General features: G+C 60.8%; 1 protein-coding gene. It reads right to left on the reverse strand.

The features are described from left to right. A partial coding sequence (locus tag AAEY75_RS15415; protein WP_352260078.1) for a GTP-binding protein occupies positions 1-268 on the reverse strand: 268 nt, incomplete at both ends.

Genomic DNA, 268 nt, shown 5'->3' on the forward strand with positions numbered 1-268 from the left:
GCTTGCACCAACGGCTTGGGCAGCGCCAGGCCCGAGGTTTCGATGAGGATATGGTCCAAGTCACCGCGACGGGCGACCAGTTCACGCATCACCGGGAAGAACTCTTCCTGCACGGTGCAGCATAGGCAACCGTTGGCCAGCTCGTAGACGCGGCCATTGGCCTCTTCTTCGGTGCAACCGATAGAACACTGCTTGAGGATTTCACCGTCAATGCCCAGCTCGCCGAACTCGTTGACGATCACCGCAATGCGGCGGCCCTGGGCGTTGT

This window comes from Psychrobacter sp. TB55-MNA-CIBAN-0194, assembly GCF_040309505.1.
GTDB lineage: Bacteria > Pseudomonadota > Gammaproteobacteria > Pseudomonadales > Moraxellaceae > Psychrobacter > Psychrobacter fozii.